Genomic DNA, 23570 nt, shown 5'->3' with positions numbered 1-23570 from the left:
TCTTTCAGATGTTTATTTTATTTTTTGTGTAAAAATTCTTGAACTTTTGAGAATACTTGCTCTTTGCCAATTTCTCTCACTCGACTAGTCTGTGACAAAGCCTTGCCAATCTGCTTTCCATATCGCTTGCTTGTCATTCGACTATCCAAGATAAGGACAGAGGAGCGTTGTCCAAGACGACGCATGGTTCTACCAATTGCTTGTTTGAGGCGAATAATAGCCATTGGCAGTTGATAGTCGTAGAAAGGATTTTTCCCTTCAAGACGCAGTTCCTGATTCATTTTTTTCGTAAAAGGATCTTCTGGATTTTGGAAGGGCAGGCGTGTCACCACTTCAATCACTCGAGGATGAGTCGCAAAATCAACTCCCTCCCAAAAACTTCCTGTCCCTAGTAAGAGTTGAGAGTCTCCTCTTTCAAATCGTTTCTTGAGTTGAGCCGGATCTCCATTTTTATATTGGGCTAAATGAGAAAGAGATAAAGAATCTGATACCTGCAACAAAAGGTCTTTTGAAGTGAATAAAACGAGCATGGACTCTTCAAGATAAGACAAATCTTCCAGCACTTCTACAAGAGCATGAGCATAGTCTTCTTGAGAGGTTTCAGTCACCAATGGAAAATCCTTAACAACCAAAATTTCTTGATTTTCTTGAAAATTCTCATCCATTCTGTCAAAGGCCGCATGCGGGAATCCCATTAGTTCTGGTAAAGATACTCTGCTACTAATTTCCAAAGTTGCAGAGACAGCTAAGAGTTGACAACTCTCTGGAAAGATTTCCGAAAAGAGCAGACGTTGATTGCGACTGGAAGAAATGACAACCTTCTTGCTAGACAAGTCTGAGGCTGATAGCCAAAATTCTCCATCAGTGCAGAAAAATCGCTGACAGTCCTTGAAACCTTGAACTTCTAACTCTGAGAAATCCTGTTGGAGTTGTGCCATTGTTGTCGCAGGACACATTCTTCGTTTGCCAGATAGGAACTGGTCCATCAAATGACAAAGCTCAAAGCGAATACTCTCCATCAAGCGTCTCTGAAGCGTCCCTTCTTCTCGAACTAGAGCTTGATCTAGCTGGTCTACTATGTCGTTTAAAACGAAACTCTTTTGTAAAAGACTTTCCAAAGTTAGTAAGATCTTCTGGGCCTCATCCAAAATCAAGAGACGGCCCTCTAGTAGACTGGGATCATCCTCAAGTCGGGTAACGAGATAAGCATGATTTGTCACAAGTAGCTGGCAAGAGCGTGCTTTTTTCTGCCCCCGTCTCCAAAAATCCTCTAACCAAAAGAGAGAAGCTTTGGGAAGATTCCCATCATGTACCAAGTTTGGTAAAAACTGCTGGTAGCGATAAAGTTGTCCAATCTCATCTAAATCTCCAGTTTCTGTTTCGGTCAACCAAACTAGAAGTTGCATCTTAAAACGTGTGTACAAGCGATTGGACTCTTCTTCCTCTAGTACATGATGAAAGGCATCTAGTTTTAGATAATTCTGTGGTCCTTTAAGATTATGAATCGAAAGGTGAAAGACCTCTTCCAATCTACGAGCCTCTTCTTGCATGACTTGATTTTGTAGAACTTTAGTAGGAACACTGAGAAGGATTCCTTTTTCGTTTTCTAGTGATAAAGCGGGTAACAAATAGCCGTAGGTTTTCCCAATTCCAGTCTGAGCTTGCACAAAAGCAATTTTCTCATTCTGTAGAAAATCTTGAACCTTTTGAGAAAAGCTAGTTTGTGGAGCTCTATCTTCCAAATCCAACAAGGCAATATTGGTTTGGAAATCTTTAGATAGTTTACGTGGAGAAAGGGCTGGCTTTTCTTTTCTTAAAAATAAACCTTGCACCTCTACCAAATCATGTTCAACGAGGATAGACTGCTTCTGATAAACTTCCTCGATGACTAGGTAAGATTCATAGAGTAAGCTGTCTGATAAACTCAATAAGCGCTCCAACAATCCTTTTGGCAGTCCAAACATCTTTTGTCTCATACAAAGAAAGAGCTCTGCTGTTGCTTGGGCATCTGATAAGGCAGTATGGGCTTTTTCTAGTGAAATTCCCAACTCTTGACAGAGAATCCCCAGATTGTATTTTTCAAGTTGAGGATAAAATACCTGTGCCAACTCGACTGTATCGATACGGGGAGTGCGCAATTCATAGCCCTCAAAAAAGAGAAATTCCGCCAACAAATTGGCATCGAACTGGACATTGTGCGCAACAAAAACACCGTCCTTGACCAAGTCAAAAATTTTTCCAGCCACCTGAGAAAACTCCGGTGCCTCTGCTAGTCGCTGATCGGTCAAGCCCGTTAATTCTTTGATATGAGAATCCAAGGGTTCGTGGGGATTGACATCCGTTGCAAATTGGTCAACAATCTCACCATTTTCAATGACCACGATTCCCACTTGGATAATTTTTGCCTTGCTTCCGGTACTGGTCGCCTCTAAATCTACGACCACGTAACGATCATTTCTAAAATTCATCATTAAAAATTATATCAAAATTTACACAATTTGACATCCATGAACTTTATTGGAAGGGTCAAATTTCTTGCAAGTTTTTCTAAAAAATGATTGAATAGAAGTTTAGAAAAGGAGAGACATCATGAACCCATTAGATTTGTTTAATCAAGTAAAAGAGCTAATCGATAAAAAAGATTTGGCTGCCGCAAAAACCTTTGTCGAAGAAAACAAGGACCAACTCGGTGAGTATCTTAACCAAGCACAAACTTTGATTTCAGGCTCAGAAGGAATCGGTAATCTTGTTGATAAGGTCAAAGGACTCTTCTAATCCTTAAAAGGCACCTGAAAACCTCAGGTGTCTTTTTGTATTTTCTTCATGAAGGCTGGGATATGTTGACTAATCGTGGTTGGCAGAACTACAAAATTGTCCTCAGCTAGTTCTTGGGCAATTGCTGAATGTAAATAGGTCGCTACTGTCACTCTTTCATAGAGACTTGCTTGTGGAAATTGGCCTGCAAAGCCTGCGATCATCCCAGCCAGAGTATCCCCCATGCCGCCAGTCGCTTGATAGGGACCGCCAACACCCAGCTGATAAAAATCAGCATGCCCGGCTTGCCAGATTCGAGTAGCTGGACCTTTTTGGACTAAAATCGTTCCTGAAGGAAAGCTCTTCAAAGCCTCTCCTGTTTCCTTGCTTCCTTGGGAATCCAAATCTAAGCCTGACAAGACTTGCCATTCCCTTTGGTGAGGAGTTAAAACAAGCTGGGCTTTGGGAAATTTCATTCTCATCTTCGCTAAAATGGACAGGGCACCACCATCCAGTATGAGGGTCTGATCTTGTTTTGAATGATAAAAGACTGTTTGGAGAAGCTCTTCTCCACGCTCATCATCCACTAGTCCAGGTCCAAGCAAGACAATATTAGCCTTCTGTAACTGTTGCTCCAGTAATCGCTTATCATCAAGGTCAAAAGCCATGGCCTCAGGCAGATGGCTATGCAGAGCTGAAATATTCTCCTTATCCGTTGCTACTGTCACTAAGCCTGCGCCACTTTTAACAGCCCCTAAGGCAGCCATAACAATCGCTCCCCCATAGGGATAAGTCCCTCCAATCAAGAGAAGACGCCCATAGTCTCCCTTATGACTAGAGCGAGAACGCTCGATGATAACTTTTTTCAGTAGAGCTCGATCAATCTCTTTCATACACTACTCCTTCATGCTTTCTCTTACTTTCATTATACACCTCACTACCCAATTAATAAAGAGAGTGGGACAGAAATCGGTAATTCGTTAGAATTCGATTTCGTCGTCCCACCTCCGCACAGTTGAGTAGGGCTGTAAAAGCTTATGAAATCAGCGTAGTAGAGCCCACTCAACCACTGCGTCTTGCTCGACAATCCAAAGACAATTGAGAGGCTAGGACTTTTGTCCCAGCCTCTTCTTTTATAATGATTTGCTTTTTCAGAGTTGCGAGTTTTCAACCTTACTTTTCTTTACGTTTAACTGTTAGTAGTGCCACTGATAAAACAAGACTGAGACTTGCTAGGAAGGCAGCTGTATCAGATCGACTTTCACCTGTTTCTGGAAGTCTTGCTGAATCTACTTTCTCTGAAGCATTTTCAAAGTTTTCTACATTAACTGCTGGCCCATGAGCTTGTTCTACTGGTTTTACTGGTTCTTGGTTTTGTTCTTTATAGACAATCGCATAAAGTCCTAGATCTTTAGTGACAAATTCAACCACGTCACCTACAAGCGTCACCTTTTGAAGCTGCAAACCTTGTTCTAAGCTCATGTGATAAACTCCTTGAACCTGACCCTTGACTGGCAATCTCACTAAGACAGCACCTTCAAGTTCAACTTCTTGGTTGTTCTTATCTAGCAATTTCACTTGATAAGCATCGTAGTGCTTACCAGCTAATTCTTGGCGTAGAACCTTTTGCACTTGAAGCTTGAGGTCTTTAGGTAACTCTGTAGTTAGCCCTGCTACCAGAACTCCAGTTTCCTTATCAGACAAGATTTGAACCTCTTCGGCTGGTTTAACAAGACTTGATGCAGTCTCATTTCCTGTTGTAGCTACTGTTCCTGTGTATTCTGGTAACTCATTTTTAGCAGCTTCTAGTGCATTGACACCACCCTCAAATTCTGGGATTTCTACTACTGGAGCTGGTTCGTCACCTACTGTGCCAACTGCATCTGTGTATTCTGGCAATGCATTTTTAACCGCTTCTACTGCATTGACACCACCCTCAAATTCTGGGATTTCTACTACCGGAGCTGGTTCGTCGCCTACTGTGCCGATTGCATTTGTGTACTCTGGTAACTCATGCTTAGCCGCTTCTACTGCATTGACACCACCCTTAAATTCTGGGACTTCTACTACTGGAGCTGGATCGTCGCCTGCTGTCCCAATTGCATCTGTGTATTCTGGCAACTCGTTTTTAGCGGCTTCTACTGCATTGACACCACCCTTGAATTCTGGAACTTCTACCACCGGAGCTGGTTCGTTGCCTACTGTGCCGATTGCATCTGTGTATTCTGGTAACTCATTCTTAGCGGCTTCTACTGCATTGACACCACCTTCAAATTCTGGCACTTCTACTACCGGAGCTGGATCGTCACCTGCTGTCCCAATTGCATCTGTGTATTCTGGCAACTCATACTTGGCTGCTTCAGTAGCGTTAACACCGCCCTCAAATTCTGGGATTTCCACTACTGGAGCTGGCTCGTCGCCTTTACTAGTAGTAATGACAGGTTTGACCTTAACTTCAACAACTCGATCTTGCGCCTTAGTCGTATCTGTATGCACAGTGGTACGGTTAGATCCTAAGACCTCAACATAATCAACTCTTTCACCCTTCTTACCTTCTGAGATTACACGACGTTCATCTTGAGCTAAATCATTGTTTTCACGAATAATTTCCTTAAATGGAATTTCGGTCTTGACAACTTCTAAACTTGGTCGTTCGAGAACAGGACTTTGGTCGCCTTCTTCAGGAACAATACGGTGACTAGGCTTGAAGTGAATACGATATTCCTTGACAAGACTACCATCCTTAGCAAGAAGACGAACAAGGCTAGGAAGGTTATCCTGACTAGACTCAACAACCGTTGTCACACCGTGACCACTTGCTTGAGCAGTCACCTGTGGTTTAGTGCCATTTAAGTTCACTGTATAATCTGAAACCGCAGGATCAAAGTTTTCCAATGCTTTTCCAGCAACCGAAATAGTCACTGAAGGAGTTTCCACATCGTTTGCTTTAGCAGGAGAGTAGGCACTAAATTCGACCATTGCTAGACCATTAGTTGTCGATTTACGAGTCATGCGTGCTCGAATAGCTGTTGTCTGAATTGGATCAAAGGTAAATTCGATTGGTTTACCAGCCACGATTTCTCCAGATGCCTTATAAGGAATTTCTTGCCAGTTTTCTGCCTTGTTAAATGGATGATCCGCATTTTCTTCATAACGAGAAATGGTACTTGGTTCTGTATAGGAAGGCCCAACATATCTTTCTAATACCATTGTCGCTGGTGCATCTGTTCCACTGTCTTTAAAGAACTGAATGGCTACTTTTCCAACAGACTGAGGTGTAATCTGACCATTCTTCTTAAAGAGAATTCCCACAGAAGTTTCTTGGTCTTTCGGAGTTCGAGACCAGTTAGTCCAACGTCCATCCTCGTTAAAGTGACCATCATTGATATAGAAAATCTTATCCCGAGAAGCTGCTTGTGTATCATTTGTAGTAGATGCAAAGGCTTTAGAATCTGTCGCATTATTGCTTGCATTCTCAGAGATAACTTGATTACCTTTTGTAACAACTGTTACTTGCATCTTGGTTGTTAAGTCTGTTCCTAGAACATGACCAAGCACTTCAAAGTTACCTTCTTGGGCAGTCGCATGTTCTGGAACTGCATCCCATTGGACAGCAAGGTTAGCTTTAACCCAGCCAGCTTGTGATGGATAGTAGACTGTTACCTCGGCAGGCAATTGAAGTTGATCGCCAACATTCAAGGTCTGGGCACTATTTTCCGCAGCTACTGGTTGTGTTGACTCTTTTTCGTCATCACGGAAGATACGATATTCTTTAAGAACAGTTCCATCCTCAGCTTTCAAAATAAGACGTGTCGCACCTTTTTCACTTGTTGCAGGAACAACCGTTACCAAACCGTTGTTGCTGGCTGTGGCAGTGATTTCCTTGCTTGCTTGAGGAATATAATAATCTGTCTTAGATGGATTGAAATGTTCGAGCTTCTTACCATCTACTTGGATAGAAATTTCTGAGCTGGTAGCACTTGGAACCTTACTTCCTAAGATAGTGATTTCTGTTAAACCAACACCAGCCTTTCCATCTGCCTTCTTCATACGCATACGAACAGCATAAGTTTCAACCTTATCAAATGTAAAGTGGTTAGTTTGGCTTGCGGATAATTGTCCTGGAGCTTTGAGATGTTCAACTTCTTTCCAGTTGGCAGCATTGTTAAATGGATGCTTGGTATCTCCTTGAGCATGATTGACATCGTTTGGAAGATCTGGAACTTCTTGACCAACATAATATTCGATGACATATTCTTTTGGAAGTCCGATTGCACCATCTGTATAGAAATCAACGGAAAGATTATCGACAAAGCGTTTAGTCAAATCTCCTGAATTACCAAACAAGATAGACGCCCAATCATTATCTGTACCTGTTTGCCATGTAGTCCATCGATTCTTAACATCTGTATTGGCTCTTGAAACTGTCAAGTCGTTCAAAGTATTAGCCGAATCATCACCACCCGTATTGGATACAATAGCAGCTGGCAATTGAGAACCAGTCCACTGTTTAGAGATATTGTTTCCAGCAACAACTTGACTAGAAACACGGACATGGGCCTTGGTAGTCAAATGGCTACCAACCAATTGACCCTTGATTTCATAGATACCTTCAGTCTGACTAAAGTTCTCAGGAACCTTGTCCCAAAGGACATCTTTATAGACAGTTGTTCCATTAGAATGGTAGGCACGTACGTTAGCTGGCAATTGAACAGTTTCACCCTTAGGTAGTGTTAAACTGATTTCTTCTGCAACCTGCAAACCTTCAACAGTTACATTTGCTACAGCTTCAATATCTGTTCCTTCGACATGACCTTTAAGGGTAAAGCTATGATAGTAACCAAGTTCTTTGGCATCTACCTTGTCCCAAGTTACAGCTACCTTACGAGGCAAGCCCTTATCAAATTCTGCTCCGATTTGATCAGGCAAATTCGGTTGCTGATTGATATCTGTAGAGATAGAAACAGGATGTAGCTTGACAATTTTCTTGTCTACTGTATTTTCTTTTATCACAAGTTCAGTTGCTACAGACTGAGTCTTATCAGTTTGATTGTCAATACGAGGAGTGAGGGTTACACTACCTTTCTTGTAAAGAAGCAAGTTCTGGCCGTTCACTTCAAGATGTCCACCATCAGCTGACTTAGCTTCCAAATGGATATCTGACGCTGAAAATTCAGTTTGTGTACCATCTTCATAGTGCCCAATGACATGATAAGGGAGAACTTGGTCTTCTGTTGCAGTCTCTTTTCCTTCAACGCTTACTTCCAAGCGTGTCAAGGCAGGCGCTTCTTTCACAAATTGAATCAAGTAAGTTTGAACTAAATCGCCCTTCTGGTCACTCAAAAATACAGAAGACTGATAATCATTAGCTGCTGAAGCTTGTTGAACTGTTACCTGATAGCCAGTGGTTTGTGCACCAACATTTGGAATCTTAGCAGTATAAGGAAGGGATACTCGGTAGTAGGTCTTTCCAGGCTCAAAGTTTTCAAGAGCCTTATCTCCAACCGTGAGACCTGCAACAGTATTTTCTGTTTCCTGATCACTTGCGATAAAGGTTGCTGTCACCTCGTAGTCATTGCCTTCCAATTTACCAGTTGCTTCAGTACGTCCACCTTCTTTTTTCAAGGCATCAGGATCTTTCAAGGTCCAAGAAACGACATCCGCATCAACTAAGTTCCCGTCTGATAAAACAGCTGTGACAGTCTTATCCAAATCTTCTGCTGCTGTTCCCACTGGGATTGTTGCTACCTTAGGCAACCACTTATCAAGCGAAACTACCTTGACAAGGGCTTCAGCCTTGGCTTCGAGTCCTTCCACACTACCAAGGACTTTTTTCTCACCAGCACTTGAAAGGAGATCTTCTGGGATGTCCCAAGTCACAGCTTTTTCTTCGACACTACCATCGCTATAAATAGCTGTCACAGTCTCTGGCAATTTAGGATTTTCGCTGACATCAGTTCTTGCTTTCACAGGGGCAAAAGCGACAAAATGGCGATTTTCTTTCTTGCCTGAAACGGTTGTGACTGTTGCCTGATCTGAAGCCAAGCCTGCAGAATCCGCATAAAGAGTGAATTTACCTTCTTTTTCAGTCGATTTTACAATGACAACACCTTTACCATTGAAGGCTTTTCTTTGCCATGTACCATCTTTCTGAGCCTTATAACGTTCACGGCTAGCTTGTTCCCCATTGTCCACACCGACGATTTGGCCTTGGCCATGAAGATTGAAATGAACAAGATTATTGGCAGTTGGTACAACATTGCCGTCTTCATCAACGATTTCATAATGGATATAAGACAAATCCTTACCATCTGCAGTAATGACATGTTCTTCCTTGGTGAGACGAACTCTAGCTGGCTCCCCTGCTGTTGTCACACTATCACGCGCAATCTCTTTACCATTTTCATCGCGAGCAATAGCTGTTAAGGTACCTGGTTTATAGTCCACCAACCACTCAAGATACAATTCACTTGGTTTAGCTCCCTCGTGATAAGGGCGACCATCTTCAGTTGTTTTCTTAACAAATTCTTTCTTACCGAGGGACTCATTGTTCAAGAACAATTCTACGCTGGCGGCATTTGAGAAGGTCCGTACAGGAACCTTGCCATTGACCAGCATATTACGTTCCTTGAGCGTTTCTTCAGTCCAATTCCAGTGAGGCATGATACGAACTGTTGGTTTTTCTTTGGCACTATACCATTCACTACGATAGAGATAGAAATCATTCTTAGGCAAGCCTGCCGTATCAATGATACCAAAATAAGAGCTTTTTACTGGTGTATTATCTTGGTTATGCCATGGTGTAGGTTCACCGATATAGTCAAAACCAGTCCAGATGAACTGACCTGCATAGCCAGCACGATCACGGTCAAAAGTCCAAGATTCAGTAGCTGTTCTACCCCAGGCTACACGGTCATTACCATAGTCTGATTGTTCATAGTGACGATTTGGGCGATTGTCGTGCCAGAGTAAATGAGCAGGATCAAAATAAGAATCTCGAGTTCGAGTCGCTGAAGAGGTTTCAGAACCATAAATCAACCAATCTGGATGTTCCTTACGAACCGCATCATAATTCCGTTCCCCATAGTTCATACCAACAGCATCCATGATTGCTGCTAATTCTAAGAACAAGCCGCTTGATCTACGACTGAATTTGTTTTCCCCCATGGTCACATAGCGTTCTGTATCGATTGCTTTGATGATGGCTTTCAAACGCTTGGCTGTTTCTAGCGAACGCTCACCACCATCTGCTTCATCAACTTCGTTACCGAGTGACCACATAACGATAGATGGATTATTTTTATCACGTTCGACCATGGTTCTGAGGTCAAAATCAGACCACTTCTCACCCTTCTTGGCTTCTGGGTGAGTTGCATCTTGGTCAAAGAAACGTCCATAGTCATACGTTTTCTTGCCACGATACCAAGTATCAAAGGCTTCTTCTTGAACCAAAAGTCCTAGATTTGCAGCAGCATCGAGCAACTGTGGACTTGCTGGATTGTGGGTTGTACGGATAGAGTTAACTCCCATATCTTTCAGGAGTTTTAATTTACGATAGGTTGCCTTATAATTTTCTTCTGCTCCCAAGGCACCGTTATCATGGTGGATACTAACTCCATGGAATTTCATTCTCTCACCGTTCAAAGAGAATCCTTCTTTGGCTGTCCAGTTAAAATAACGATAACCAAAGGTATCTTCTGTCACATCAACTAGCTGACCTTCTTTATAAACCTTGGTTTTCAGAACATAGAGCTGAGGATGATAGCTTTTGGTTGTCCAGAGGGTTGGCTTATTAACCAAAATCGTTTGCTTAAAGTCAGCTGTCTCATTTCCTGCTAGGCTCTTAGTTACAGAACGAAACAAATCTGAAACAGCCTTACCTTCCTTAGTAAAAATCTGTTGCTCTACAAATACCTTGGCTAATGTCTTGGCAGTATTTTTGATCTTGCTTTGGATTTGTGTTTCAACGTTGCCATCTTTTTGTTCAGCTAGTTTTGGAGTTGTGATATGATTTCCATTTTCAGCAACTTGTACCTTATCACGATAGCTCAGAGTAACATCACGATAGATACCACTTCCTGAGTACCAACGACTACTTGGCTGTTTATTGGTAACTTGGACAGCAATGGTATTTTCACTACCATCTTTATTTAAAAATTCAGTAATATCGTATGAAAAATGATTGTAACCACTTGGATAATGACCGACAAATTTACCATTGACATAGACTTTAGAGTCCATGTAGACACCATCAAAGTTGATCCGAACATCCTTGTCCTTAGCAGCTTCGTCTACCGTGAAGGTCTTACGATACCAGGCAGTACCACCGTTTAATTGACCACCCTCATTTCGAGCAGGAGACTTGTGATCAAAATCAAAATAGATACTCCAGTCATGAGGAAGGTTCAACTTAGACCAGTCATGAACATCCACATCTTTCTTAGAAAAGTCACCTTGAGCGTTTAGTTTAAAATACCAGTCTTTGTTGAAATTTTGTTTTCTTTCTTCAAGGAGCTGATTTTCTTTTTCCTTTTCTTTTGTGGCTTGAGGTGATTCACTTGCAGAAGCTTTTTCTTCCTTGCTTTTATCGTCCGTTACAGGTTTATTCTGGTTAGTTGTATCTGTATGTTCTTCTCGAACTACTGGCTTTTCAGCACTTGCTTCTGAAACTGTAGACTCTTTCCCATTCGCTTCAGCAGCAGGTTTTTCAGTTTTTTCAACTTTGTCTTCTTTAGGGCTGACTACTTCTGCTTCCTTTTCTACCTTAGGACTTGTTGCCTCAGTCACCTTTTCTTCAGTTATTGGTTTTGCGGATTCAACAGTATCATTTTCTTTTTCAGTAGCGGAATCTTGTGGGCCATTTTGCTCAGCTTTTGCAATGGCTGCAGCAACCTCATCTGGAAGCTTATCTAAAGGTTGAACTTGATGAATTATTTCCTCACTGGGACTTGCTGTTTCGGTTTCAGCTGCTTGAGCCACCTGAAGACCAAATATACTAGCTCCAATCATAACTGAAGCCGCACCAATGGCAAATTTACGAATACTATAATGACACCGTCTTTCAAAAAATCTCTTATCCATTATTGTTCCTTTCCAATATTCTAGTAAGCGATTACATTTTACTCCAAAAAATAAACCTCCCTCTAGACGCTTACTTATTTTATCCATATAAATATTGATGCTTTTAATATATCAAAATAGTAGAGTTTTTTCAATAATTTGTAGAAGTTTTACTGCAATTTTATTAAAAGAAGTGCAAGAAAAAAACAAGTTCATTTTTTAGAACTTGTTTCTTCACTATATAAAATCAATGCTTGTATTATCTATCCAAACTACGCAATGCCGCCTGATAAGTCTGCTCCATCAGCATGGTAATGGTCATAGGCCCAACTCCACCAGGTACAGGTGTGATATGGCTAGCGATTGGCGCAACAGCATCATAGTCAACATCTCCACAGAGCTTGCCATTTTCATCTCGGTTCATCCCCACATCAATGACAACTGCTCCAGGTTTGACAAAGTCAGCAGTCACAAACTTAGCACGACCGATTGCTACGACAAGAATATCGGCCTTAGAAGCTACCTTGGCAAGATTATGTGTTCGTGAGTGGGTCAAGGTTACAGTTGCATTCTTAGCTAATAACAACTGGGCCATTGGTTTACCGACAATATTAGAACGACCAATAACGACAGCATTTTTACCTTCTAAGTCAATCCCATACTCATAAAACATTTCCATAATACCAGCAGGAGTTGAAGGAGTCATAACTGGGTGACCAGACCAAAGGCGTCCCATGTTGAGCGGATGAAAACCATCCACATCCTTTTCTGGATCAATGGCTAGTAAAACAGCCTCTTCATCGATGTGTTTTGGTAAAGGCAATTGAACCAAAATCCCATGCCAAGCTGGATCTTGATTGTATTTGTCAATCAAATCCAACAATTCCTCTTGAGTAATTGTCTCAGGAACGCGCACGACTTCACTTTGGAAGCCTGCTGCAATAGCTGAACGTTCCTTGTTACGAACGTAAACTTGGCTGGCTGGATTTTCTCCGACTAAAATAACGACCAAACCAGGCACCAAGCCTGTCTCTTCTTTCAATTTCGCAGTCTTTTCAGCCAATTGTCCCTGTAACTTGGCCGCCAAGGCCTTCCCATCAATAATCTGTGTCATGTGTTTTCTCTTTTCTAACAAATATCCTCTATTATATCAAAAATATGCTTGTCCCTCTAACACTTCTTACCTAAGAGACCTTATAGTCTGAAACTATAAGAAAGAGGCTGGGACAAAAGTCCTAGCCTCTCAATTGTCTTTGGATTGTCGAGCAAGACGCAGTGGTCGAGTGGGCTCTACTACGATGATTTCATCAGCTTTTACAGTCCCACTCTCTCTAAATTACGATATTCTTACAAAACCTTACTCAAGAAATCCTTGGTTCTTTTTTCTTGGGTTTGTTCAAAGACTTGCTCTGGAGTTCCGTCTTCAACAACAACACCGTCAGCCATAAAGATGACACGGTCTGCCACTTCACGCGCAAAGCCCATCTCATGCGTCACGATGACCATAGTCATTCCTGACTTAGCAAGTTCTTGCATAACCGCTAGTACTTCCCCTACCATTTCTGGGTCTAGGGCAGAAGTCGGTTCATCAAAGAGTAGGACATCTGGTTCCATGGCAAGACCACGAGCAATAGCGATACGTTGTTGCTGCCCACCAGATAAACTTTGTGGATAAGCATCTGCCTTATCTGGTAAACCAACCTTTTCCAAGAGCTCATGCGCTCTCTTCTCAGCAACTTCCTTACTTTCCCCTTTGGTCTTGATAGGAGAAAGCGTGATGTTATCCTTCACTGTCATATTAGGGAAGAGATTGAACTGTTGGAAAACCATTCCCATCTTTTCACGCATGGCAAAGAGGTCGTTTTTCTTATCTGTAATGTCTACTCCTTCAAAGATAACCTTTCCTTTTGTCGCTTCTTCAAGGAGATTCATAGAGCGAAGGAGAGTTGACTTCCCGCTACCTGACGGTCCGATAATCACCACAACTTCCCCTTTTTTGATTTCAAGATCAATCCCTTTTAAAACTTCATTCTTCCCAAAGTTTTTATGAAGGTTTTCAATTTTTATAAGCGTTTCAGTCATTATTTTTTCTCTCCTTGTCCCATACGATTTTCAAAAGCTTTCAAGGCTAGTGTCAAGATAGAGGTCATAATCAAGTAGTAAAAGGCTGCAAATAAGAGTGGAGTTAAAGGCAAGTAGGTGGTTGTTGACACCGTAGTAGCTCCATTCCACAATTCCATAACACCGATTGCTGACAAGAGTGAACTATCCTTGATAATGGTAATAAACTCATTCCCCAAGGCTGGCAAGATATTCTTGATAGCCTGTGGCAAGATGACATAGCGCATGGCATTTTTAGGACGAATCCCTAGAGAGTAAGCCGCCTCTAATTGACCTTTAGGTACTGCATTGATACCAGCACGAACTGTTTCTGATACATAGGCACCACTATTCATAGAGATAATGATAATCCCTGGAATCAAACGTGAAAAATCAACTCCCAAAACTCCAATCTGAATTGTCGGAGCATTGATATGCATAAGAGCAAAAGCAATCATGATCTGTACCATCATAGGTGTTCCACGGAAAATCCAAATATAAACATTAGCAAGCCAAGCTATGGGCTTTATTTTAGAACGTTGAGCAAAAGCCAAGACTACCCCTAAAATTGTCCCCAAAAAGACAACCAAAACAGAGATCAAGACTGTTACAAGAGCACCATAGTTAAAATATGGCAGATATTTAGGTAAAAAAGAAAAATTCATAAATCCACTACTTTCTAATTTCTAACTTAAAACTTGTATGAGTATAACATATTTTGAATAAAAATTCAAACTTTTTCCTTTTATTTTCAATAAAATTTCAAAGAAAACAGAAATAGCGAGAAATCTTAGTTTTTTCTAGTCAAGTGGATACTCTTTATGGTAAAATAGTAACGATAAGAAATGGAGGAGAATCAAAATGGAATCACATTTGGTTAGAATCATCAACCGCCTAGAAGCAATGACAAAAGATGGTGGTAACTTAAAACGTAACTTTGAGCGCGAGGGAGTTGTTGTAGCTGAAGTTGCTTTTAACCATGATGAAGAAAATGGCCCAATCTTTACACTTCGTGATGTTGAAGCTCGTGAAACATATACTTTTGACAGCATCGACTTGATTGCGATGGAAATTTACGAACTTCTATACTAATAATAGATATACAGAGGTTGGGACAAAAGATCCCGACCTCACTTTTTATTAGCAATCAAACTTTGACGCGGTAGCTGATTGGACTTTTCGTTCGTCTTTTAGACTCCCAAAACTCCTAATCATCTTCGCGGGGCTGGGACTACGAAATCGAGACTTTGTCTATCGATTTCTGTCCCACCGCCTTTCACCAACGAGAATCCTTTTTGCATGACAAATAGGATTTTTTTCTTGCTATCAAAATCTTCTCCAGATTAGCGCTCTACTATTTATAGTGCTAGTATCCAATCTTTTTACTTGAATTGCCCAATAATCATGATATAATTAAATTATATACTTGTTTGACTATTTTTGACCTTTTAGATTTAGTCAAGACTAAGAAAGAAATGAGGTGGCGGTATGCTCTGTCAAAACTGTAAAATCAATGACTCAACGATTCATCTTTATACCAATCTCAATGGACAACAAAAGCAAATCGACCTTTGTCAAAATTGCTACAAAATTATCAAAACAGATCCTAACAATAGCTTGTTCAAGGGCATTACAGATTTAAACAACCGTGATTTTGATCCCTTTGGAGACTTCTTTAACGATCTCAACAACTTTAGACCTTCTTCTAATAACAACAATATCCCCCCAACTCAGTCAGGGGGTGGATACGGTGGAAATGGTGGCTATGGTGCCCAAAATCGTGGTCCTGCTCAAACACCACCACCAATCCAGGAAAAAGGACTCTTGGATGAATATGGTATCAATGTCACTGAGATTGCCCGTCGTGGAAATATTGACCCTGTAATTGGCCGTGACGAAGAGATTATCCGTGTCATTGAAATCCTCAACCGCAGAACAAAAAACAACCCTGTCCTCATCGGTGAGCCCGGTGTTGGTAAGACAGCTGTTGTCGAAGGTTTAGCTCAGAAAATTGTTGACGGTGATGTTCCCCATAAGCTTCAAGGCAAAGAAGTCATCCGTTTAGATGTCGTTAGCCTTGTTCAAGGAACAGGTATCCGAGGTCAGTTTGAAGAACGCATGCAAAAACTCATGGAAGAAATTCGTGAGCGCGAGGATGTTATTCTCTTCATTGACGAAATTCATGAGATTGTCGGTGCTGGTTCTGCAGGAGAAGGGAATATGGATGCAGGAAATATCCTAAAACCAGCTCTTGCTCGTGGCGAACTCCAACTAGTTGGTGCTACTACCCTCAATGAATACCGCATCATCGAAAAAGATGCTGCCCTTGAACGTCGTATGCAACCGGTCAAGGTTGATGAACCAACTGTTGAAGAAACCATCATTATCCTGAAAGGTATCCAAAAGAAATACGAAGATTACCATCATGTTCACTATACTGACGGGGCTATCGAAGCGGCCGCTACCCTTTCTAACCGCTACATCCAAGACCGTTTCTTGCCAGACAAGGCCATTGACCTTCTAGATGAAGCTGGTTCAAAAATGAACTTAACCTTGAATTTTGTAGATCCTAAAGTCATCGACCAACGCTTAATCGAAGCAGAAAATCTCAAGGCACAAGCAACCCGCGATGAAGATTTTGAAAAAGCAGCCTACTTCCGTGACCAGATTGCCAAATACAAGGAAATGCAAAAGACCAAGGTAACGGATCAGGATACCCCAATCATCAGTGAAAAAACAATCGAACACATCATCGAGCAAAAGACTAATATTCCAGTTGGTGATTTGAAAGAAAAAGAGCAATCTCAACTGATCAACCTAGCAGATGACCTCAAGGCTCATGTTATTGGTCAAGATGATGCAGTTGATAAGATCGCTAAGGCTATCCGTCGTAACCGTGTTGGACTCGGTACTCCAAACCGTCCAATCGGTAGCTTCCTTTTTGTTGGTCCTACCGGTGTCGGTAAAACAGAACTTTCTAAACAGCTGGCCATCGAACTCTTTGGTTCTGCTGACAGCATGATTCGCTTTGACATGAGTGAATACATGGAAAAACACAGCGTGGCTAAACTCGTTGGTGCCCCTCCAGGATACGTAGGCTATGATGAAGCTGGTCAATTGACTGAGAAAGTTCGTCGTAACCCCTACTCACTGATCCTCTTGGATGAAGTTGAAAAAGCCCATCCAGATGTTATGCATATGTTCCTTCAAGTCTTGGACGATGGTCGTTTAACGGATGGGCAAGGTCGTACCGTTAGCTTTAAAGACGCCATCATTATCATGACCTCAAATGCAGGTACAGGTAAGGCAGAAGCTAGTGTTGGATTTGGTGCTGCTCGTGAAGGCCGTACCAACTCAGTCCTTGGGGAATTAGGCAACTTCTTTAGCCCCGAATTCATGAACCGTTTCGATGGCATTATTGAATTTAAGGCTCTCAGCAAGGAAAATCTTCTTCAAATCGTTGACCTCATGCTAGATGATGTTAATCAACGACTCTCAAGCAATAACATCCATTTAGATGTAACAGATAAGGTTAAAGAAAAACTTGTAGACCTTGGTTACAATCCAAAAATGGGAGCTCGTCCACTCCGTCGTACCATCCAAGACTACATCGAAGATGCCATTACGGACTACTACCTTGAAAATCCAAGCGAGAAAAACCTCAAGGCTGTCATGACTAGCAATGGTACGATTCAAATTAAATCTGCCAAAAAAACTGAAAAGATTACTTCTGAAAAAGATGAATAAATCTCATAAAAAGAACAGGAAACAAGATTTCCTGTTCTTTTTTAATTTTCCTCTTGAACTTGATAGCGAAGAATTGTTTTCAATTTGCTTGAATCTGTTCGATGAAGATTATTTAGATAAATTTCTCGGTGAACCTCCGTAGTTCTTTTGAGTTTATGGAGTTGACAAAAACACTCCATCTCTGCAAAAGTTTCATTTTCTGAATCAAAAGATCCTACATGAAGCATAGCAAGACTTTGGCCTTCTTCTATTTTTTCAAAACGAATAGCCTCATAGAGAGGATTTGGCTTCTTGATTTTCACCTCTTCCATAGCTTTCTCAAATAGTTTTCTCGTAATAAAATCGGGTTGCCCAATCATAATGCTATAAGAAAGCTCACTTTTTATCAGTTCTCCCTCCTTCTCCTTTTTCCATACACCTTCTAAAGGAAAGACTGTAAAATCCGTGTAGACTTGATCTAAAGGTTCTTTTTTATACTTCATCTTTATCGCATAGGCTAAGGCATATAAGGCCCCTACTCGTTCTGAAAAATCTTCTTGATTTGGGTCACCTTTACCATCAATCACGATATAGGATTGAACTGGCACCTGCAAGATGCTGGGCCTAGCCTTCACTTGATAAAGAGCTTTTGCTTCTTTTCTCCATTCATATTTCATTTGGTTCTTCTCCTTTCTATCTCTAGTATAGCACCAAAACCTTGACATCTTTTGTCAAGGTTTGTAAAGTTTTTGGATTTTTTCTACTCTAGAAAGCAGTTCCTTCTTCAGATGATTGGGGGCGAGTATTTCCACCCCATCAAGATAAGACAGAAGGTAAATATACAGACTATCATGCTCTGGTAGGACTGTCTTGACATAATAACATCCATCTTTCCCCAAGCTAATCTCATCTTCTGAAAAATCTTCATAAACCCGGAAAGCAAGCTTGGGACTAAACTTCAAGGAAACTTCGACTTGATTTGCCACTTGATCTGAACTATCGACGGAATCCAGCACATTTTTCTGCTTCACTGTTTCATTTGTTAGGTGATAATTCCTAATTCTGGATAATTTGAAAAAACGCAACTCTTCTTTCAAACAACAGTAGGCATGAAGATACCAATCTCTCTTTTTAAATATGAGTCTAAAAGGCTCGATTGTACGAATCGTTTTCTGACCACACCCACCTAGATAAGCGATCACCAGTCTCCTCTTTTCTAGAATAGCATGTTTAATGTTATCAAATAATTCTTTTTGACCTTCTCGCTTTCTCCAGTCAGTCAAGTCTACTTCTATCCAAGGGCTGGTAGAAACTTGAAAAATAGATTCCAATTTTTCAAGTAACAGATCTCGCCTGTCATCGGTCAGGGCTTGAATTCCTTGCAAAGCTGACAGAAGTTCTAATTTATCATCCTCAGATACTAGAGTACGATCCAGAACAAAGTCCTTCATTAAAAAGATTCCGCCCGACTTTCCAGGTACTGAATATAGGGGGATTCCCGCCATACTCAACCGCTCAATATCACGATAAATCGTTCGTACAGATACTTCAAATAATCGGGATAATTCGGGAGCCGTTGTACTGCCTTTTTCTAAAAGTAGATATAGGATACGAAATAATCTTGATTCTGCCATAAAATCACCTCCCTTCTATTATACCAGTTAAAATAGTAGGGCTGAAAAGTTTATCCCAAAAAATATTTATCAAGATAAAGTAGGTTTCTCGTCATAAATTTATTCTTAACAGCTCGCCCACTCCGTCGTACCATTCAAGATCATATCGAAGATGCAATCACGGACTATTACCTTGAAAATCCAAGCGAGAAAAACCTCAAAGCCGTCATGACTAGCAATGGTAAAATCATGATTAAATCAAAAAATAAATTGGAAACAGTTGACTCAAATGACTAATTCCACATACTAAAAGAATGTTCTTACTTGACAGTAAGAGCATTCTTTAATATGATAGAAAGAAAGCGCACACATAAAGGAGAAATTTATGACGAATCCAACCTTTGGAGAAAAAAAAGAGGGTGTAACCTACAAAACTAGATATGGTGTTTATGCAGTCATCCCTGACTCAGCACATGAAAAGATTATCCTCGTTCAAGCTCCAAATGGTGCATGGTTCTTGCCTGGTGGCGAGATCGAAGCAGGTGAAGATCATTTTGAAGCTCTCAAACGAGAACTAATTGAAGAATTAGGTTTTACAGCTGAGATTGGCACTTATTATGGTCAAGCAGATGAGTATTTCTATTCCAGCCATCGTGATACTTACTACTACAATCCAGCCTATCTCTACGAAGCTACTTCTTATCAAGAAATCCAAAAACCTTTGGAGGACTTCAATCATCTAGCTTGGTTCCCAATCGATGAAGCCATTGCTAACTTAAAGCGTGGCAGTCATAAATGGGCAATTGAAGCTTGGAAAAAACAGTATCAAGTTTAAATTAACTTTTCCAATTTTTCCAAAAAGTGCTATAATAGAAATAGAAACACAGGAGGAAAGCCTATGAAGCTCATCAACACTACTAATTCTCACTCAAACCTTGTTAAAAGCCAACTGGAGAGTACCGACGCTACACTCGTAGAAGTGTACTCTGCAGGCAACACTGATGTTATCTTTACTCAGGCACCGCTTCATTATGAAATCCTCATTTCCAATAAACATCGTGCTATCCGCGAACAAGAAATAGAAAAAATCCAAGAATTTTTCTTGAATCGCAAGATCGAAAAGCAAAATATCGATGAAGCTAATATCAAGACCCTCTACTCTGAAAAATTGATTGAAATCTCAATCCCAACAAAATAAAACTTAGCTATATTTGGACAACACTCTAAAAATTCTAACTTTTTAGAGTGTTCTTTGTCTGTCTAATCCGATATTCTAGAATCAGATTTAGTGTTACAGAAAGAGTTTTCTAACAATCCTTCAACTGACTAAGTTTGGCAATATTTTTGTAAAAACTCGGTACTTGATCATCAAAACAATTAATTTTACTATTATAATTTACTAACATTAAAAAAGGAGCTCATAAATGGAGAACATAGTATACAGAAAAGCAAGGCTAGACGAATACCCAAAAATTGGAAAAGTAATAGCCGATAGCTTCTTTGATTATCCATTTTTAACTCTAATCATAGATGATCTCAAGAAACCTGAAAACTATCCTGCTTTTTTAGAACTATTAGAAAGTCTCCTGACTCGCCTCTATATCAAAGAAGAGACCTGCTTAGTAGCTGAACAAGACGGAGAAATCCTAGCTGTCGCCTTATTACAACAAAATGATTTTTCTATCCTATCATACTTGCTAAATGGTGTCATAAAACTGTTTCGCTACATTAGCCCACGAAATTTTTTGAAGTATCTTGATTTAGTAGACCGTTCCGAAGAACATTTGAAAAAATCTAATAGCTTTGACTGGTATTTGATGCTCCTTGCAGTCAATCCATCCGTTAAAGGACAAGGTGTGGGCAGTGCTTTTCTTAGAGACGCAGTTGAGCCTTATGTCAAATCCAAGGGTTGCAAGCGCTTAGGACTCATTACCAGTACAGAAAAAAATGTTCCATTCTATAAAAAGAATGATTATGTATTGCTAGATTTTATGGAGTTAGAGTATGGGACTAAGTCCATTGGGAACTGGGCTTTTTTGAAGAATATCGCTCAATAAATCATAACTAAAAAGGAGTTGAAATCAACTCCTTTTTACTTTATTTAACTGCTTCTTTCAAGGCATCAACCTTATCCAAGCGTTCCCATGGAAGATCGATATCTGTACGTCCCATGTGTCCATAAGCCGCTGTTTGACGGTAGATTGGACGTTTGAGGTCAAGCATTTGGATGATTCCTGCTGGACGAAGATCAAAGATTTGACGTGCTGCTTTTTCAAGCTTGCTTTCAGCTACTGTTCCAGTACCAAAAGTATCGATACGAACAGATACAGGTTGAGCTACACCGATTGCATATGCCAATTGCACTTCTGCCTTCTTAGCAAGACCTGCAGCAACAATGTTTTTAGCAATGTAGCGAGCTGCATAAGAAGCTGAACGGTCAACCTTAGTCGCATCCTTACCAGAGAAGGCACCACCACCGTGACGTGAGTAACCACCATAAGTATCTACGATGATCTTACGACCAGTCAAACCTGAGTCTCCTTGAGGTCCTCCGATAACGAAACGACCAGTTGGATTGATGAAGAATTTAGTCTCATCGTCAAGATAAGAAGCTGGAATCACTTCTTTGATAACCTTGTTAATCACATCTTCATGAATTTGTTCATTGCTCACTTCTGGATCATGTTGGGTTGAAATAACGACTGTATCCACGCGCACTGGCTGGTCATTTTCATCATATTCAACAGTAACTTGAGATTTAGCATCTGGACGAAGATAGCTAATTTCACCAGACTTACGTAGTTCTGCCAAGCGACGAACCAACTTGTGGCTGAGTGAGATTGGCAATGGCATGAGTTCTTCAGTTTCATTAACCGCAAAACCAAACATGAGACCTTGGTCTCCAGCTCCAATCAAATCAAGTGGATCTTGATCAGCATTTCCACGAACTTCCAAGGCTTCATTAACACCTTGGGCGATATCAGGAGATTGTTCTACCAATGATGGGTGAACTCCTACGGTCTCAGCAGAAAATCCATACTCTGTATTAGTATAGCCAATCTCTGCAATCGTATCACGTACCACACGGTTAATGTCTACATAGGCATTGGTCGAAATTTCACCAAAAACATGAACTGAACCAGTATAAACAGCTGTTTCAGCAGCAACGTGGGCTTCTGGATCTTGCTCTAAAATAGCATCCAAGATAGCATCTGAAATTTGGTCTGCAATCTTATCTGGATGCCCCTCAGATACAGATTCAGACGTGAATAATTTACGTTCTGACATAAAAATGTCCCCCCTTAAAAAATATTCGTTATAGAGTTACAAAGTACTGGTAGAGAATCGTTAAACGACGTTCACTACCACCTTATCGGGACCATATAACCTAACTATTATAACACGAATCTTTGAAAAATACTCGTATGATTACTATTTTTCTTAATCGGAAAATGTTTTCTAATCTTAACCAAATAAAAACTCTTAAAGTGGATAGGATTTCCAACTTCAAGAGAATTCTTAAAAACTAATTATTTTCTAGATAAAACTCAAAACGTTCTCCGACGTATTGGCTCTTTACATACTCGAAAGCTGTACCATCATCAAAGTAAGAAACCTGAGTCAGTCCTAAAATAGCATGCCCCTTTTCTACTTCCAGATAATGAGCAATCTTTTCCTTGGCTAAGCGAGCATAAATAGTCTGGTGAGATTTCCCAATCCGATAACCATGTTTCTGTAAGGTTTGAAAGAAGTGCTTGGTTACTTCTTCTTTCTTGAAATTCTTGATAAATTTCTCAGGTATAGAAGCCACCTCGTAGACTACAGGAACTTGATCTGCATAACGAACACGTTCCATCCGAATAATATTTTCAGTGGCCTTGATCCCTAATTTTTCAACTTCTTGCTCATTAGGAATAGTCCGACGATAGGAAATCAGATGACTCGATGGTGTTTTCCCCTGAGCCTTCACAATTTCCGTAAAACTGGTCGTTCCACGCATTTTTTCCTGAACACGAGTACTAGAAACAAAGGTCCCGCTACCCACACGACGCTCCAAAACTCCTTCCTCGACCAAAAGGGAGATGGCTTGACGAAGGGTCATACGGCTAACCTCAAATTCCTCAGCTAAGTCTCTCTCGCTTGGGAGTCTCTCTCCAATTTTCCAATTTCCCTCATCAATACCTTTTTTGATTTGGTCGTGAATTTTCATATAAGCTGGTAACATGCTTGCTCACTTCTTTTCTTTATTTTTTCCATTGTACCCTATCTCATGGGGAAAAGTCAAACTGCACTTGTTTGGTTGGTAATTCTGGGTCA

General features: G+C 40.6%; 16 protein-coding genes and 1 pseudogene. 7 read left to right on the top strand and 10 right to left on the bottom strand.

What is annotated here, in order from left to right:
* Window positions 1–17 precede the first annotated feature (17 nt).
* Complete coding sequence (locus tag PCY08_RS00965) at window positions 18–2471, bottom strand: bifunctional DnaQ family exonuclease/ATP-dependent helicase (RefSeq protein WP_301559143.1); 2454 nt, start codon at window positions 2469–2471, stop codon at window positions 18–20.
* A 118-nt stretch (window positions 2472–2589) separates the two neighbouring features.
* Between PCY08_RS00965 and PCY08_RS00960 the strand changes: the two genes are divergently transcribed.
* Entirely contained in the window at window positions 2590–2775 is a 186-nt protein-coding gene (locus tag PCY08_RS00960; RefSeq protein ID WP_301559142.1) for a hypothetical protein, read from the top strand.
* 23 nt (window positions 2776–2798) lie between these two features.
* On the opposite strand, the gene PCY08_RS00955 is transcribed toward PCY08_RS00960, so the two are convergent.
* The 5 genes from PCY08_RS00955 to PCY08_RS00935 all read right to left on the bottom strand — a co-directional run bounded on the left by PCY08_RS00955 (window position 2799) and on the right by PCY08_RS00935 (window position 14579).
* The gene (locus PCY08_RS00955) at window positions 2799–3647 is read right to left on the bottom strand and encodes an NAD(P)H-hydrate dehydratase (protein ID WP_301559141.1); all 849 of its coding nucleotides are present in this window, start codon (window positions 3645–3647) and stop codon (window positions 2799–2801) included.
* Window positions 3648–3927: 280 nt separating this feature from the next.
* Window positions 3928–11835 carry an SIALI-17 repeat-containing surface protein gene (locus PCY08_RS00950; protein WP_301559140.1) on the bottom strand — a complete coding sequence of 2636 codons (7908 nt, stop codon included), beginning with the start codon at window positions 11833–11835 and terminating at the stop codon, window positions 3928–3930.
* A gap of 238 nt (window positions 11836–12073) precedes the next feature.
* Window positions 12074–12928, bottom strand: coding sequence for a bifunctional methylenetetrahydrofolate dehydrogenase/methenyltetrahydrofolate cyclohydrolase (locus PCY08_RS00945; protein ID WP_301559139.1), 855 nt, complete (start codon window positions 12926–12928; stop codon window positions 12074–12076).
* 233 nt (window positions 12929–13161) lie between these two features.
* Window positions 13162–13896: an amino acid ABC transporter ATP-binding protein gene (locus tag PCY08_RS00940; RefSeq protein WP_301559138.1), complete on the bottom strand. Its 735-nt coding sequence runs from the start codon at window positions 13894–13896 to the stop codon at window positions 13162–13164.
* Window positions 13896–14579 (bottom strand): amino acid ABC transporter permease, encoded by a 684-nt coding sequence (locus PCY08_RS00935; protein WP_001011628.1) that lies wholly within the window; start codon window positions 14577–14579, stop codon window positions 13896–13898. The genes PCY08_RS00940 and PCY08_RS00935 overlap by 1 nt, the downstream gene beginning before the upstream one ends.
* A 196-nt stretch (window positions 14580–14775) precedes the next feature.
* On the opposite strand from PCY08_RS00935, the gene PCY08_RS00930 reads away from it, so the two are divergent.
* Both PCY08_RS00930 and PCY08_RS00925 read left to right on the top strand, forming a co-directional pair.
* Window positions 14776–15006 carry a DUF1797 family protein gene (locus tag PCY08_RS00930; protein ID WP_000443576.1) on the top strand — a complete coding sequence of 77 codons (231 nt, stop codon included), beginning with the start codon at window positions 14776–14778 and terminating at the stop codon, window positions 15004–15006.
* 396 nt (window positions 15007–15402) lie between these two features.
* Window positions 15403–17661 (top strand): ATP-dependent Clp protease ATP-binding subunit, encoded by a 2259-nt coding sequence (locus PCY08_RS00925; RefSeq protein WP_301559137.1) that lies wholly within the window; start codon window positions 15403–15405, stop codon window positions 17659–17661.
* 41 nt (window positions 17662–17702) lie between these two features.
* On the opposite strand, the gene PCY08_RS00920 is transcribed toward PCY08_RS00925, so the two are convergent.
* Together PCY08_RS00920 and PCY08_RS00915 are read right to left on the bottom strand one after the other, a co-directional pair.
* Complete coding sequence (locus PCY08_RS00920) at window positions 17703–18317, bottom strand: GyrI-like domain-containing protein (RefSeq protein ID WP_301559136.1); 615 nt, start codon at window positions 18315–18317, stop codon at window positions 17703–17705.
* Between the two features lie 54 nt (window positions 18318–18371).
* Window positions 18372–19274: a YafY family protein gene (locus PCY08_RS00915; RefSeq protein WP_301559135.1), complete on the bottom strand. Its 903-nt coding sequence runs from the start codon at window positions 19272–19274 to the stop codon at window positions 18372–18374.
* Window positions 19275–19385: 111 nt separating this feature from the next.
* On the opposite strand from PCY08_RS00915, the pseudogene PCY08_RS00910 reads away from it, so the two are divergent.
* The 4 genes and pseudogenes from PCY08_RS00910 to PCY08_RS00895 form a co-directional block, all read left to right on the top strand.
* Window positions 19386–19550, top strand: a pseudogene (locus tag PCY08_RS00910) (hypothetical protein); the annotation flags it as partial.
* An 88-nt stretch (window positions 19551–19638) separates the two neighbouring features.
* Window positions 19639–20088: an NUDIX hydrolase gene (locus tag PCY08_RS00905; RefSeq protein ID WP_301559134.1), complete on the top strand. Its 450-nt coding sequence runs from the start codon at window positions 19639–19641 to the stop codon at window positions 20086–20088.
* A 63-nt stretch (window positions 20089–20151) separates the two neighbouring features.
* Window positions 20152–20451 carry a DUF1827 family protein gene (locus PCY08_RS00900; RefSeq protein WP_000767183.1) on the top strand — a complete coding sequence of 100 codons (300 nt, stop codon included), beginning with the start codon at window positions 20152–20154 and terminating at the stop codon, window positions 20449–20451.
* Window positions 20452–20677: 226 nt separating this feature from the next.
* The gene (locus PCY08_RS00895) at window positions 20678–21310 is read left to right on the top strand and encodes a GNAT family N-acetyltransferase (protein WP_301559133.1); all 633 of its coding nucleotides are present in this window, start codon (window positions 20678–20680) and stop codon (window positions 21308–21310) included.
* A 40-nt stretch (window positions 21311–21350) separates the two neighbouring features.
* Here the strand turns inward: PCY08_RS00895 and metK are convergent, their stop codons facing one another.
* Complete coding sequence (gene metK, locus PCY08_RS00890) at window positions 21351–22541, bottom strand: methionine adenosyltransferase (protein WP_000003967.1); 1191 nt, start codon at window positions 22539–22541, stop codon at window positions 21351–21353.
* 238 nt (window positions 22542–22779) lie between these two features.
* Complete coding sequence (locus PCY08_RS00885) at window positions 22780–23478, bottom strand: GntR family transcriptional regulator (protein WP_045762883.1); 699 nt, start codon at window positions 23476–23478, stop codon at window positions 22780–22782.
* Window positions 23479–23570 lie beyond the last annotated feature (92 nt).

The organism is Streptococcus sp. SO4 (genome assembly GCF_030440055.1).
In the GTDB taxonomy this organism is placed as follows: Bacteria; Bacillota; Bacilli; order Lactobacillales; family Streptococcaceae; genus Streptococcus; species Streptococcus nidrosiense.
The sequence above is the reverse complement of the archived record's forward strand: the minus strand, read 5'-3'. Positions and strand labels throughout refer to the sequence as shown.

Excerpts from the sequence above, each read along its gene's own strand:
- PCY08_RS00965 (WP_301559143.1), bottom strand. The coding sequence starts at position 2,471 with ATGATGAATTTTAGAAATGATCGTTACGTGGTCGTAGATTTAGAGGCG.
- PCY08_RS00960 (WP_301559142.1), top strand. The coding sequence starts at position 2,590 with ATGAACCCATTAGATTTGTTTAATCAAGTAAAAGAGCTAATCGATAAA.
- PCY08_RS00955 (WP_301559141.1), bottom strand. The coding sequence starts at position 3,647 with ATGAAAGAGATTGATCGAGCTCTACTGAAAAAAGTTATCATCGAGCGT.
- PCY08_RS00950 (WP_301559140.1), bottom strand. The coding sequence starts at position 11,835 with ATGGATAAGAGATTTTTTGAAAGACGGTGTCATTATAGTATTCGTAAA.
- PCY08_RS00945 (WP_301559139.1), bottom strand. The coding sequence starts at position 12,928 with ATGACACAGATTATTGATGGGAAGGCCTTGGCGGCCAAGTTACAGGGA.
- PCY08_RS00940 (WP_301559138.1), bottom strand. The coding sequence starts at position 13,896 with ATGACTGAAACGCTTATAAAAATTGAAAACCTTCATAAAAACTTTGGG.
- PCY08_RS00935 (WP_001011628.1), bottom strand. The coding sequence starts at position 14,579 with ATGAATTTTTCTTTTTTACCTAAATATCTGCCATATTTTAACTATGGT.
- PCY08_RS00930 (WP_000443576.1), top strand. The coding sequence starts at position 14,776 with ATGGAATCACATTTGGTTAGAATCATCAACCGCCTAGAAGCAATGACA.
- PCY08_RS00925 (WP_301559137.1), top strand. The coding sequence starts at position 15,403 with ATGCTCTGTCAAAACTGTAAAATCAATGACTCAACGATTCATCTTTAT.
- PCY08_RS00920 (WP_301559136.1), bottom strand. The coding sequence starts at position 18,317 with ATGAAATATGAATGGAGAAAAGAAGCAAAAGCTCTTTATCAAGTGAAG.
- PCY08_RS00915 (WP_301559135.1), bottom strand. The coding sequence starts at position 19,274 with ATGGCAGAATCAAGATTATTTCGTATCCTATATCTACTTTTAGAAAAA.
- PCY08_RS00905 (WP_301559134.1), top strand. The coding sequence starts at position 19,639 with ATGACGAATCCAACCTTTGGAGAAAAAAAAGAGGGTGTAACCTACAAA.
- PCY08_RS00900 (WP_000767183.1), top strand. The coding sequence starts at position 20,152 with ATGAAGCTCATCAACACTACTAATTCTCACTCAAACCTTGTTAAAAGC.
- PCY08_RS00895 (WP_301559133.1), top strand. The coding sequence starts at position 20,678 with ATGGAGAACATAGTATACAGAAAAGCAAGGCTAGACGAATACCCAAAA.
- metK (WP_000003967.1), bottom strand. The coding sequence starts at position 22,541 with ATGTCAGAACGTAAATTATTCACGTCTGAATCTGTATCTGAGGGGCAT.
- PCY08_RS00885 (WP_045762883.1), bottom strand. The coding sequence starts at position 23,478 with ATGTTACCAGCTTATATGAAAATTCACGACCAAATCAAAAAAGGTATT.